Source organism: Streptomyces sp. URMC 129 (genome assembly GCF_051386415.1).
Lineage (GTDB): Bacteria > Actinomycetota > Actinomycetes > Streptomycetales > Streptomycetaceae > Streptomyces.
Window position 1 is genome coordinate 47,593 of sequence record NZ_JBPQTQ010000015.1, and the last position, 11,533, is coordinate 59,125.

Sequence of the window (11,533 nt, forward strand, 5' to 3'; positions counted from 1 at the left end):
CCTCGTGAAACCGCCCGTCCTGCTCCTCGTCGCCCACGGCAGCCGCGATCCGCGGCACGCGGCGACCGTGTCCGCGCTCACCGCGCGGGTGCGGTCGCTCGCACCGGGGCTGCGGGTGGCGACGGGCTTTCTCGACTTCACCGTGCCCCGCGTGGAGCAGGTCCTCGCGGGGCTGCACGCGCGCGGCGAGCGTGACGTCGTGGCGGTGCCGCTGCTGCTGAGCCGTGCCTTCCACGCCAGGACCGACATTCCCGCGGTCCTGGCCGAGAGCGCGGCCCGCCTGCCGGAGCTGACCGTCCGGCAGGCGGACGTGCTCGGGCCGTCGCCGCTGCTGACCGCCGCGCTGGAACGGCGGCTGGCGGGCGCCGGGATCTCCCCCGCCGACCGGGCGGAGACGGGTGTGGTGCTGGCCTCGGCGGGCTCCAGCGACCCGCGGGCGCTCGCCGCGATCACCGACCTGGCGCGGGCCTGGCGGCGGTCGGCGGGCTGGTGCGCGGTGCGGCCCGCGTTCGCCTCGGCGGCCTCGCCCACCACGGCCGACGCCGTCCGCGCGCTGCGCGCGGACGGCGTCCGGCGGGTAGCTGTGGCCCCCTACGTGATCGCGCCCGGCCGGCTGCCGGACCGCATCCTGGCCGGCGCCCGCGAGACACGGGCCGACGCGGTCGCCCCGGTCCTCGGCGCCGCCCCCGAACTGGCCGCGCTCCTGCTGCGCCGCTACACGGAGACCCGGGACCGCCACCGCCCGGCCCTGCTGGCGGGCTGACCCGGCGGCGGTCCCCTCGCGTGCCCAGGGCCCGTCTTCGCGGAGGCCGCCCTGCCCACGACGCTCCCCCGGCCCGGAGGCCGGGCGGTACCCCCGGGCACGCACGCCCGCCGCGTCGCCGGATCGCACGCGCCGGACGGCGTGGGCGGCCGGACGCCCCTGGGCAGACGGACCCTTCGGCGCGTCGCGGAAGCCGGGAGCGGCACGCTTCCGGCCGTGACCGAAAGCGACGCCCGGCCGCTTGTGTGCCGATGTGGCCTGGCGGTCGACCCGCTCTCGAAGGCATCCGGAAGGGGATCGACGGGCCATCCGGCGGCTTCCGCAACGCGCTTCAGCCCGCCTGGGGCACGTACTTGTACCCGACGCGGCGCACGGTCACGATCCGCTCGCGGTAGGGCGCCCCGAGCTTGCGGCGCAGCCGTGCGATGTGGACGTCCACGGTGCGCTGGTCGCCGACCGGGCCGTAGCCCCAGATGGTGGCGACCAACTGCTCCCGGCTGTACACCCGGTGCGGGTGCCGCACCAGGTGGGCCAGCAGCTCGAACTCCAGATAGGTGAGGCTGAGCGGCGCGCCGTCCACGACGGCGGACCGCTTGTCGGTGTCCACGACGATGCCGCGCTCCGGCACGGGTGCCACGGGCGGCGGCACGGGCGCCGGAGCGGCCCGCGCCGACGCGAGCAGTTCGGTGAGCTGGGCCGGCTGGGTTCCGGCCGGGGCCAGCACCAGGTAGCCGACGAGCGGCACCGGGCTGTCCTTGCCCCCCGCCGTTTCCTGGGCGGCGTCCGGGACCAGCGTGACGGTCACGTCGGAGAGGTCACTCAGGTCGGGGAGGGCGGTGAGGTGCCGCATGATCGGGTCCCTTCCTCGGGATGGGTCAGGCCGCCACGTCGGGGGTGTCGTGCTGGGCGTCGTCATCGGGGATCCGCCCGCGGAAAACCGGTGATGGTCATGCCGGTGGTCGCCTTTCGCGAAAAGCATGTTTTCTGTGCGTGGGCCGTTCGGTGACGGCGGCAGCCGAATTCGCCCCGCGCGGCAGAGAGACCTGGTACGACACGGCTCGGAAAGGCCGGATTTCGGCACCAGACTCAGGGAAAAGCCCGTGGGAGGAAGGGAGAACGTCGGCTGGGCGCGGTTCAGTGACCGGTGGCACAGATGGCGCTGGCCTGCCGTCGGAGATCGACGTGCAGCCGCGCTACAAGAAAGGCAGCCTGACTCACAATATGTGAGCATGCCAGTCAAGCCGTCGGCGCGTCAAGGCATTTCTTCCGGACCGGGAAGTGAATTTGACCTCGGCCGGGCGGCGCTGTCACTGTTGCGCCATGCCGACCAGCAAGCGCTTCTTTTCCCGATGGCACGTGGACCTCGTCCGCGTGGCCAGCGCGCTGTGTCGCCGCGGTCGTCCCTGACGACCGCGCCCGGTGTTCGCCGCGGGTGCGGTGCTCTTCCGCGTTCCCTCTTCCGCGTTCACACCGTTTCCGAGGAATCATGTCCGCGCTTTTCTCCGCGCCTTCCGTCGGCGCGCCCTCCGTCACGACGTCTTCCGTCGCCGCGCCCTCCGTTCCCGCGCCCCCCGTTCCCGCGTCCACCTCGCCCGCTCAACTCGCCGCGATCGCACGCCGTTTCGCCGCCCACCCGGGCACCTGGCGACCGCATGTGCGCTTCACCCGGCCGGACCGCTGGTACCGGCGGCTGGAGCACACGGTCCACTTCGAGGTGTGGCTGCTGACCTGGCTGCCCGGCCAGGGCACCGAGATCCACGACCACGGCGGCTCGTCCGGGGCGTTCACCGTCGTGGACGGGGCGCTGACCGAGCGGGCCTTCCCCGCCCCCGGACGCCGGGGGACCGTCCCGGTGCGGCGGCTGGACATCGGCGGGCTGCGCTCGTTCGGCCCCCGGTACATCCACGAGGTGCGCAACGAGGGCCCGTTGCCCGCCGTCAGCGTCCACGTCTACGGACCGGCCCTCAGCAGCCAGTCGTTCTACCGCCCGGACACGGACGGCACGCTGGCGCTGGACCGCACCGAACCCATCGCCCACTGACAGGGGATCCCGGTCATGACCATCGACGCCCATCTGGCCGCCGTCCGCGAGACGTTCGAGCGGCTCGATCCGCACCAGGCGCACGCCGCCGCCGAGCACGGCGCCGTGCTCGTGGACACCCGGCCCGCGTTCCAGCGCGCCGCGTCCGGCACCATCCCCGGCGCGCTCGTCATCGAGCGCAACCACCTGGAGTGGCGCTGCGATCCGGCCAGCGGCGCCTCGGTCCCCGAGGCGACCGGCACCGACGTGCGGTGGATCGTCTTCTGCGACGAGGGGTACGCCTCGTCGCTGGCCGCCGCCTCGCTGCGGTCCATCGGCCTGCGCAACGCGACCGACCTGGCCGGCGGCTTCCAGGCCTGGCGCCGGGCCGGTCTGCCGGTGACCCCGCCGTCCGCCGCCTGACCGCGGGGGTCCTACCCTGCCTGTCATGGGAGTGGCGGGAGCGCCGGAAGGGGCGGGGGCGGCGGAGGCGGAGCGCCTGCCGTTCTTCGTCTACGGCACCCTGCGCCCCGGGCAGGTCAACCACGCCTGGGCGCTGCGCGGCCGGACGGCGGCCGAGGAGCCGGCGCGGCTGCCGGGCGCGGTGCTGTACGACGGGCCCGGCTACCCGTACGCGGTCCCCGCGCCGGGGGACGGCGCGGGAGCGGTCGTCAGCGGCGAGCTGATCCACCCGCTGCCGGACCACTACGCCGAGGTGCTGGCCGTGCTGGACCGGCTGGAGGAGTACGCGCCGGGCGCGCCGGACAACGTGTACGAGCGGGTGGCCGTCGACGTGCTGCGGGCGGCCGGCGGCACGGCCCGCGCCTGGGTGTACCTGGCCGCCGCGCCGCTCGCCGCCCGCCTGCGCGCCTCGGGCACGCCGATCCCGGGCGGCGACTGGCTCACGGGCTGACGCCCAGCGCCCGCGCCTCCTTCTCCGGGTCGAGGCCGACCGGGGAGCGCTCGGGGCGGCCGGGGATCCCGGTGCCGGGGCTCGTCACCCAGGCCCAGGTGTCGGCGACCGTCGCGGCGACCGGGCGGCAACGGAGCCCGGCCGCCAGGGCCTTGGCGACGCCGGAGCGGTGGAGCGCGTCGTGTGCCTCGCCGGGCGGGAGCCAGACCGGCAGCTCGGTCCAGGGCTCGATCCCGGCGGCGAGGATCTTCTCCGGCGCGGTCCACCGGAGTTCGGCGCCGGATCCGGTCACCTCGACGCAGGTGTCGAGGAGTTCGCCCATGGTGGTGTGGCCGGAGGGGCTGACCAGGTCGTAGGGCCCGGCCAGGCCGCGTCCGGCCGCGTCGAGGGTCCAGATCGCGAGGTCCCGGGCGTCCACGTACTGCAGCGGCAGCTCGCGCGGGCCGGGCGCGAGCACCGGGCCGCCGCGCGCCACGCGGGTCAGCCACCACGGCAGCCGGCCGACGTCCTCGTGCGGGCCGAGGATGAGGCCGCAGCGGACGAGGAGGGTCCGCTCCGCCCCGAAGGCCGCGACGGCGGCCCGTTCGCCGCCGCGCTTGTCGTTCGCGTACGCGGTGGTCCCCGCGTCGGGCGAGCCGTCCACCAGCGGCCCGTCCTCGGTGAGCCCGGCCGCCATCGGCCAGGCGTACACCGACCGGCTGGAGATGTAGGTGAGGTGCCGCGCCCGGCCGGCCAGCAGCCGGGCCGCGTCCCGCACGGCGACCGGCGCGTGGCTCCAGGTGTCGACCACCAGGTCCCACTCCCCCGCCGCGAGCGCCGCGAGGCCGCCGTCCGCCGTGCGGTCGCCGCGCAGCGCGGTGACGCCGGGCGGCGGCGCGGCGCTGCCCCGGTTGAAGACGGTGACCTCCCAGCCCCGGGCCGTGGCCTCCCCGACGATCGCGCGGCCGACGAAGGCCGTGCCTCCGAGCACCAGCAGTCTCATGCGGCCAGCCTGCCGGGCCCGGTCCGGTGTCCGGAAGGCGTCCCTGCCCTCGGCAGAATCGCGGAGAGCGGAACGGCCGCGCGCTCCCCGGGCGGCCGGGTCACGAGACGGGACGGGACTGCTCCCACGTCCACTCGAACTCCTCGCGGTACGTCTCGTACAGGCTCAGCTCGCCGTCCGCCGCCGGGTCGTCGCGTGCCACTATCTCCCGGCCGCCCCGGCGCAGCACCAGCGCGGGTGTCTCCATGCCGCGGCTGCGCCGCAGGTAGGACTGGACGACGGCGACGCCCTCGGGGCTGTCGGCGTCCACGAAGTAGGCGCTGAAGCGCGGCGTGTCGTCGAAGACGTGGATCTCGAACGCCTCGGGGTCGCGGACCCGGCTGCGCACCCGGCGCACGTGCAGGATGCTCGTCTCCACGGAGCGGCCCAGCTCGCCGCGTTTCAGGCCGAGTTCGCGCTCCCGGCGCCGCATGGCGCCGCTGGCCGGGTTGAGGAACAGCAGCCGCACCCGGCAGCCGTTCTCGGCGAGCCGGACCAGGCGGCGGCCCGGGTAGTTCTGCACGAGGAGGCCGAGGCCTATGCCGATGGCGTCGAGCCGCCGGGCGCCCGCGAACAGTTCCTCGGGCGGGAGCTGCCGCTGGAGGCGGACGCGGTCGGGGTGGACCCCCGCCACGTCGGTGAACCGGTCCCCGATCAGCCGTTCCACGGCGTCCGTGGGCAGCCGCCCGGCGGACGGCGGCGCCCCGGAGTCCAGCAGGCGCAGCAGCCGGGCGCAGCCGCGTTCGGCCTGCTCCAGCACGGCCCGGCTCATGCCGCGGTTGCGGCTGACGGCGCTGCGCGCGACCTCCAGCTCGTCCAGGGTGAGCTCCAGCTCGCGCCGGTTGTCCAAATACGGCGCGAAGCAGGGCCAGTGCTGCACCATGAGTTCACGCAGTTGCGGAAGGGTCAGGAAGGCGAGCACCGTGTCATCGGCAGGATCGATCAGATGCCCCTTGCGGCGGCTGACCTCGCGCAGGGCCGCGGCGCGCTGCACCCACTCCTGCCCGGTCGGTCCCGCGGCGGCCGTCTCCCACTCGGCGCCGTGCACCGGCTCGTACACCGGGCGCAGCACGGCGGCGACCACGGACCGCAGCCGCTGCTCCACCAGGTTCAGCCATATGTACGCGCGGCCGGCGCGTTCCACGCGGACCCGTACCTCGGACCAGTCCTCCGCGGTCCACTCCAGGTCGGCCCCGATCTCCACCGGACGCGGCACGGACACCGCTCCGGCCTGGGCCTCGGCGGTCTCGCCCCCGTTTCCCGAGGGCAGTTCCAGCCCGGAGGAGCTCACCGCCTGCACCACCTTCCGCCCTGCCGATGGATCAAGGAAGCCTACTGCGGCACCGCGCGCGTGTGCAGCACAGTCCGGAATCAACTGCGCTTGTCCGCGCGGCCGTCGGGGCAGAGGGTTGCCATGACGCCAGCGCGACGTACACCCACGTCAACCTACCGGGTGCAGCTCCAGCCGGACTTCCCGTTCGCGGCGGCGGCCGGAATCGTCCCTTATGTCGCGGCCCTCGGCGTCTCGCATCTGCACCTCTCCCCCGTGCTGGAGGCCGTGCCCGGTTCGGACCACGGGTACGACGTCACCGACCACGGCCGGGTGCGGGCCGAGCTGGGCGGGGAGGAGGGGCTGCGCCGGCTGGCGGCCACGGCGCACGACCACGGCCTCGGCATCGTGCTGGACATCGTGCCCAACCACATGGCCGTGCCGTCCGACGCCGGGCTCAACGCGCCGCTGTGGGAGGTGCTGCGGGACGGCCCGGCGGCGGAGCGCGCGGACTGGTTCGACATCGACTGGGACGCGGGCAGCGGGCGGCTGCTGCTGCCGGTGCTGGGCGGGCCGCTGGGCGAGGAGCTGGCGGCCCTGACCGTGACGGACGGCGAACTGCGGTACGGCGACCGCCGTTTCCCGCTGCGGCCGGGCACCGGGCACCTGCCGCTGCCCGAGCTGCTGGACGCCCAGCACTACCGGCTCGCCTGGTGGCGCCTGGGCCGCACCGAGCTGAACTACCGCCGCTTCTTCACCATTTCGGAGCTGATCGGGGTGCGGGTGGAGGACCCCGGGGTCTTCGAGGCGACGCACGCGCTGATCTTCCGGCTGATGGCCGAGGGGCTGATCGACGGGCTGCGCGTGGACCACCCGGACGGCCTGGCCGACCCCGGCGGCTACCTCCGGCGCCTCCACCAGCGCACCGGCGGCGCGTGGATCGTGGCCGAGAAGATCCTCGGCGCCGACGAGCAGCTCCCGGCGAGCTGGCCCATCGCCGGCACCACCGGCTACGACGCGCTGCGGCACATCGACGCGGTGTTCACCGACCCCGAGGGCTGCGCCGAACTGACCGAGCACTACCGGGTGTTCACCGGCGCCCCGCCGGACCGGGGCGGCGAGTGGGCGGCCACCGTGCGGCGGGCGGCGTACCGGATGATCGGCCGGGAGCTGGCGGCCGAGCGGGACGCGCTGACGCGCCTGGCGGTCCGGATCTGCGCGGCCGTGCCCGAGCTGCGGCTGCGGGACCACGCCGCCTGGGCGCTGCGCATGGCGCTGTCCGAGCTGCTGGTGCGGCTGCCGGTGTACCGGCCGTACGTCACCGGCGACGCGCCGCCGTCCCCGGTGGACGAGGCGATGCTGGTGACGGCGGCGGACGGCGCGCGCACCGCGTTCGCCGTGCCCGCGGAGGCGGCGGCGGTGGACACCGTGCGGGAGCTGGCGCTCGGCCGCTTCGGGGAGGGCGCCGACCGCACCGCGTTCCGGGTGCGGTTCGCCCAGGTGTCCTCCGCGCTGCGGGCCAAGTCGGTGGAGGACACGGCCGGTTACCGCTACGCCCCGCTGCTGTCGGCGGCCGAGGTGGGCGGCGACCCGGGCCGCCCGGCGCTGCCGCCCGCCGCGTTCCACACGTTCTGCGCCCGCGTCCAGCGGGACTGGCCGCTGACCGGCACCGTGCTGTCCACGCACGACACCAAGCGCAGCGGCGACGTCCGGGCCACCGTGGCCGCCCTGAGCGAACACCCCGGCGGCTGGGCCCGGATGATCGCCCGGCTGACCGCGGAGACGGCCCGCGCGGGGGTGCGGGCGCCCGACCCGCACCTGGCCTGGACGACGTGGCAGACCGCGTTCGGGCTCGGCTTCCCGGACCGGGAGCGGCTGCTGGCCACGCTGCTGAAGACCGTGCGCGAGGCGGGGCTCCACACGAGCTGGACCGAGCAGGACGCGGCGTACGAGGCGGCGGTGGAGCGGTTCGTGCTGGCCGGCCCGTGCGGTGCCCCGCACTACACGCTGGCCGAGTTCGCCCGCGAGCTGGCCCCGCAGATCCGGGCCAACGTCCTGGGCGCCGCCCTGCTCCACCTCACGATGCCGGGCGTGCCGGACGTCTACCGCGGCAGCGAGCGGCACTACCTGGCCCTGGTGGACCCGGACAACCGCCGTCTGCCGCAGCTCCCCATCGCGCAACTGGCCGCGCTGGACCGGGCGCCGGCCACCGGCTACGACCTGGCGACCGAGAAGCTGCGGCTGACGGCCAGCGCGCTGCGGCTGCGCCGCGACCACCCGGACTGGTTCGGCCCGGCGGGCACCTACGAGCCGCTGGCCGCCGAGGGCCCGGCCGCCGATCACTGCCTGGCGTTCGTCCGCTCCGGCCGGGTCGTCACGGCGGTCACCCGTCTGAGCCGCCGCCTGGCACGCACCGGCGGCTGGGACGGCACCCGCCTGCCGCTGCCCCCCGGCTCCTGGCGGGATCTGCTCGGCGGCGGCACCGCGACCGGCCCGGCACCCCTGTCGCGCCTCTTCGCCACCAGCCCGGTGGCGCTCCTGATCAGGGAGGAACCCCCGGCAGGGTGACCCGGCGCGGCGTCGCCGGCCGCGCCCGGGGCCCGGAGCGGCTCAGCGGTCGGCGGTGACCACGGTGAGCAGGAACGACACGGCGCCGAAGCGGACCTGGTCCCCGGGGCCGACCGGCACGGTGTCCGCGACGCGGCGCCCGTTGACCCAGGTGCCGTTCGCCGAGCCGAGGTCGCTCAGCAGCCAGCCGGTGCCCGTGCCGCGCAGCCTGGCGTGGTGCCGGGAGACGCTGGCGTCGCTCAGCCGCAGCCCGGAGCCCGGCGCGCGGCCGATCGTCAGGGCCTCCCGGGCGGGCGCGGGCAGCAGGAGCTGCGGCAGCCGCTCGGACCGCCAGGCCAGGCGCAGCTGCCGCCGGAGCGCGGCGAGCCTGGCGACCGAGCCGACGAACCACCCGGCGGTCGGCGCGGGCCGCGGCTGCCGCCCGGGCAGGTCGTGCAGCACGGCGAACAGCTCGTCGTGCAGCCGGGCGGTCATCACCACCTCGACCCGCCGCAGGAACGTGTCCTGCGAGACCCGGCCGTCCACCACGCCCTCGCGCAGCACGTCGAGCGCGCGCTCCCGGTCCGCGTCCGAGACGCGGGGTGAGTGGGCGCTGAACTCGACGGACGTCATAGGGGAATTGTCCGCGACGCATCGCGCGCCTGTCCAGATCCGGCTGTGGACGGCCGGCGGAACGGTCGGCTACTGTGCCGGTACGCCCACGCGTTGAGGAAGGAGGCGACAGCATGCGGTTCATGAGTTTCATCGCTGACGCGCGCTTCCGCCGCCCCTCGACCGGGCGTTGCACGGGCTGACCGGAAGCGCCACGCTTTCCGGAGGATCCCGTCATGACGGACGCTTTCCGTATCCGCGCGCTCGCCGAGGGCGAGGCGCGGGAGCTGTTCACCTCGATGCCCGGCCTCACCGACGCCACGCTGCTCGGCAGGCCGCTGCTCGACCCGCCGCTCGACGTCTACGAGACCGTGGCGGCCGGCGGCCAGTACCGTCCCGAGTGGACGTGGGTCGCCCTGCGCGACGACACCGTCGTGGCCAGGGTCGCCTTTTGGGGCGGCCCCGACGACGACAAGCCCGTCGCTCTCGACTGGTTCGACTACACCGACCGCGCCGCGGCCGTGGAGTTGCTCCGCACCACCCCGCTGCGCGCCGAGTACGAGCTGATTCTGCCGCCCGGCTGGCGGGACGCCCCCGCCGTCCGGGCGGCTGCCGCCTCCCGTGTCGAGGCGGCGGCGGAGGCGGGCTACCGGCCGCTGGTCGAGCGGTTCCGCTACCTGTGGACCCCCGCCGACGGCCTGCCCGAGCGGCCGGGACGCCTGGTGTTCCGGCCCGAGCCGGACGACGACGTCATTCTCGACGTGCTGTGCCGCGTGCAGGAGGGCACCCTCGACGCGCACGCCCGGCGGACCGTCGAGGCGGGCGGCGTCCGGCTCGCCGCCCAGGAGGAGCTGGACTTCTTCCGCTGGTGCCCGTCGCCGCGCGCGTGGTGGCAGCTCGCGTTCACGCCCGGCGGCGAACTGGTCGGCATCCACGTCCCGGCCCGCAACCACGCCAAGCCGATCGTCGGCTTCATCGGCGTCGTCCCCGAGCAGCGCGGCCACGGCTACGGCTACGACCTGCTGGCCGAGTGCACGCACGTGCTGGCGGCCGAGGGGGTGACGGAGATCGCGGCATCCACCGACCTCGGCAATGCCCCGATGGCGGCGGCGTTCACCCGCGCGGGCTACCCGGTCACCCAGCACCGCTTCTGCATGACCCCGCCCTGACCGGCGGCCGGGGGCGGTGGACTGGCCAAGCCACCGCCCCGGCGCGGAGCATGGTGCCCATGCTCTTCCAGGTATGGGCACCACACGCCCGGCGCGTCACGCTGCACCTGTCCGGCCACGCCTCCGCCATGGAGCCCGATCCGGAGCGGGAGGGGTGGTGGCGGGCGGACGCGGAGGCCGGGCCGGGCGCGCGGTACGGCTTCGCGCTCGACGACGGCCCGGTCCTGCCCGACCCGCGCGCCCGCCGCCTGCCGGACGGGCCGGAGGCGCCGGGCGCGGTGGTGGACCTCACGGCCCACGCCTGGCGGCACCCGTGGCGGGGGCGCGGGCTGCCCGGCGCCGTGCTGTACGAGCTGCACGTCGGCACGTTCACCCGCGAGGGCACCTTCGACGCGGCGGCCGGGCGGCTGGGGCACCTGGCCGAGCTCGGCATCACCCATGTGGAGCTGATGCCGGTCTGCCCCTTCCCCGGCCGCCACGGCTGGGGGTACGACGGGGTCGCGCCGTGGGCGGTGCACGAGCCGTACGGCGGACCGGACGGGCTGCTGCGCTTCGTGGACGCGGCGCACGGGCACGGCCTGGGCGTGGTGCTGGACGTGGTCCACAACCACCTGGGGCCCTCGGGCAACCGGCTGCCCGAGTTCGGCCCGTACTTCACCGACCGGCACCACACCCCGTGGGGCGCGGCGGTCAACCTCGACGCGCCCGGCTCGGACGAGGTACGGGCGTACTTCGTGGGCAGCGCGGTGGCGTTCCTGCGCGACTACCGGCTCGACGGGCTGCGGCTGGACGCGGTGCACGCGCTGGCGGACGACCGGGCCGAGCACATGCTGGCCGAGCTGTCGGCGGCGGTGGACGCGCTGGCGCAGGAGACCGGCCGCCCGCTGTTCCTGATCGCCGAGTCCGACCGGAACGACCCGCGCACCACGGCCCCCCGCGAGGCCAACGGCCACGGGCTGCACGGCCAGTGGAACGACGACTACCACCACGCCCTGCACACCGCGCTCACCGGCGAGTCGCAGGGCTACTACGCCGACTTCGCGCGCGCCCCGCTGGCCGCCCTGGCCAAGACGGCGACCGGCGGGTTCTTCCACGACGGCGGCTACTCGGCGTTCCGGGGCCGCCGCCACGGCCGCCCGCTGGGCCGGGCCACCACGGCGGCCCACCGGCTGGTGGGCTACGCCCAGACCCACGACCAGATCGGCAACCGGGCCCTGG

The 11,533-nt window shown here is 75.6% G+C and carries 13 protein-coding genes; 8 read left to right on the forward strand and 5 right to left on the reverse strand.

Annotated elements, in window-relative coordinates; all coding sequences use genetic code 11:
* Positions 1 to 4: 4 nt before the first annotated feature.
* A complete protein-coding gene (locus ACSNOC_RS05345; protein WP_436746077.1) occupies positions 5 to 763 on the forward strand; it encodes a sirohydrochlorin chelatase in 759 nt (252 codons plus the stop codon).
* A 331-nt stretch (positions 764 to 1,094) separates the two neighbouring features.
* Here ACSNOC_RS05345 and ACSNOC_RS05350 read toward each other — a convergent pair whose 3' ends face one another.
* Positions 1,095 to 1,613: a winged helix-turn-helix domain-containing protein gene (locus ACSNOC_RS05350; protein WP_436746064.1), complete on the reverse strand. Its 519-nt coding sequence runs from the start codon at positions 1,611 to 1,613 to the stop codon at positions 1,095 to 1,097.
* 284 nt (positions 1,614 to 1,897) lie between these two features.
* Positions 1,898 to 1,981: a putative leader peptide gene (locus ACSNOC_RS05355; protein ID WP_436746078.1), complete on the reverse strand. Its 84-nt coding sequence runs from the start codon at positions 1,979 to 1,981 to the stop codon at positions 1,898 to 1,900.
* A gap of 102 nt (positions 1,982 to 2,083) precedes the next feature.
* Here ACSNOC_RS05355 and ACSNOC_RS05360 point away from each other — a divergent pair, with 102 nt between their 5' ends.
* The 4 genes from ACSNOC_RS05360 (at position 2,084) to ACSNOC_RS05375 (ending at position 3,696) form a co-directional block, all read left to right on the forward strand.
* Positions 2,084 to 2,170, forward strand: coding sequence for a putative leader peptide (locus tag ACSNOC_RS05360; RefSeq protein WP_436746079.1), 87 nt, complete (start codon positions 2,084 to 2,086; stop codon positions 2,168 to 2,170).
* Positions 2,171 to 2,249: 79 nt separating this feature from the next.
* The gene (locus tag ACSNOC_RS05365) at positions 2,250 to 2,804 is read left to right on the forward strand and encodes a cysteine dioxygenase (RefSeq protein ID WP_436746065.1); all 555 of its coding nucleotides are present in this window, start codon (positions 2,250 to 2,252) and stop codon (positions 2,802 to 2,804) included.
* Positions 2,805 to 2,819: 15 nt separating this feature from the next.
* Positions 2,820 to 3,206, forward strand: coding sequence for a rhodanese-like domain-containing protein (locus ACSNOC_RS05370; RefSeq protein ID WP_436746066.1), 387 nt, complete (start codon positions 2,820 to 2,822; stop codon positions 3,204 to 3,206).
* Between the two features lie 25 nt (positions 3,207 to 3,231).
* Entirely contained in the window at positions 3,232 to 3,696 is a 465-nt protein-coding gene (locus ACSNOC_RS05375) for a gamma-glutamylcyclotransferase family protein (protein WP_436746067.1), read from the forward strand.
* On the opposite strand, the gene ACSNOC_RS05380 is transcribed toward ACSNOC_RS05375, so the two are convergent.
* Together ACSNOC_RS05380 and ACSNOC_RS05385 are read right to left on the reverse strand one after the other, a co-directional pair.
* Positions 3,686 to 4,678 (reverse strand): NAD-dependent epimerase/dehydratase family protein, encoded by a 993-nt coding sequence (locus ACSNOC_RS05380; RefSeq protein WP_436746068.1) that lies wholly within the window; start codon positions 4,676 to 4,678, stop codon positions 3,686 to 3,688. The genes ACSNOC_RS05375 and ACSNOC_RS05380 overlap by 11 nt on opposite strands.
* Before the next feature lie 100 nt (positions 4,679 to 4,778).
* Complete coding sequence (locus ACSNOC_RS05385) at positions 4,779 to 6,008, reverse strand: SAV2148 family HEPN domain-containing protein (RefSeq protein ID WP_436746069.1); 1,230 nt, start codon at positions 6,006 to 6,008, stop codon at positions 4,779 to 4,781.
* Positions 6,009 to 6,131: 123 nt separating this feature from the next.
* On the opposite strand from ACSNOC_RS05385, the gene treY reads away from it, so the two are divergent.
* Positions 6,132 to 8,555 (forward strand): malto-oligosyltrehalose synthase, encoded by a 2,424-nt coding sequence (gene treY / locus ACSNOC_RS05390; RefSeq protein WP_436746070.1) that lies wholly within the window; start codon positions 6,132 to 6,134, stop codon positions 8,553 to 8,555.
* 42 nt (positions 8,556 to 8,597) lie between these two features.
* Here treY and ACSNOC_RS05395 read toward each other — a convergent pair whose 3' ends face one another.
* A complete protein-coding gene (locus ACSNOC_RS05395) occupies positions 8,598 to 9,167 on the reverse strand; it encodes an FHA domain-containing protein (protein ID WP_436746071.1) in 570 nt (189 codons plus the stop codon).
* A gap of 215 nt (positions 9,168 to 9,382) precedes the next feature.
* Between ACSNOC_RS05395 and ACSNOC_RS05400 the strand changes: the two genes are divergently transcribed.
* Positions 9,383 to 10,315 (forward strand): GNAT family N-acetyltransferase, encoded by a 933-nt coding sequence (locus ACSNOC_RS05400; protein ID WP_436746072.1) that lies wholly within the window; start codon positions 9,383 to 9,385, stop codon positions 10,313 to 10,315.
* A 59-nt stretch (positions 10,316 to 10,374) separates the two neighbouring features.
* Positions 10,375 to 11,533 (forward strand): malto-oligosyltrehalose trehalohydrolase (gene treZ / locus ACSNOC_RS05405; protein WP_436746073.1); only part of this gene is annotated, 1,159 nt, incomplete at its 3' end.

Bases quoted from the DNA above. Each gene is read 5' to 3' on its own strand.
- ACSNOC_RS05350 (WP_436746064.1), bottom strand. From the start codon at position 1,613: ATGCGGCACCTCACCGCCCTCCCCGACCTGAGTGACCTCTCCGACGTG.
- ACSNOC_RS05360 (WP_436746079.1), top strand. From the start codon at position 2,084: ATGCCGACCAGCAAGCGCTTCTTTTCCCGATGGCACGTGGACCTCGTC.
- ACSNOC_RS05365 (WP_436746065.1), top strand. From the start codon at position 2,250: ATGTCCGCGCTTTTCTCCGCGCCTTCCGTCGGCGCGCCCTCCGTCACG.
- ACSNOC_RS05370 (WP_436746066.1), top strand. From the start codon at position 2,820: ATGACCATCGACGCCCATCTGGCCGCCGTCCGCGAGACGTTCGAGCGG.
- ACSNOC_RS05375 (WP_436746067.1), top strand. From the start codon at position 3,232: ATGGGAGTGGCGGGAGCGCCGGAAGGGGCGGGGGCGGCGGAGGCGGAG.
- ACSNOC_RS05380 (WP_436746068.1), bottom strand. From the start codon at position 4,678: ATGAGACTGCTGGTGCTCGGAGGCACGGCCTTCGTCGGCCGCGCGATC.
- treY (WP_436746070.1), top strand. From the start codon at position 6,132: ATGACGCCAGCGCGACGTACACCCACGTCAACCTACCGGGTGCAGCTC.
- ACSNOC_RS05395 (WP_436746071.1), bottom strand. From the start codon at position 9,167: ATGACGTCCGTCGAGTTCAGCGCCCACTCACCCCGCGTCTCGGACGCG.
- ACSNOC_RS05400 (WP_436746072.1), top strand. From the start codon at position 9,383: ATGACGGACGCTTTCCGTATCCGCGCGCTCGCCGAGGGCGAGGCGCGG.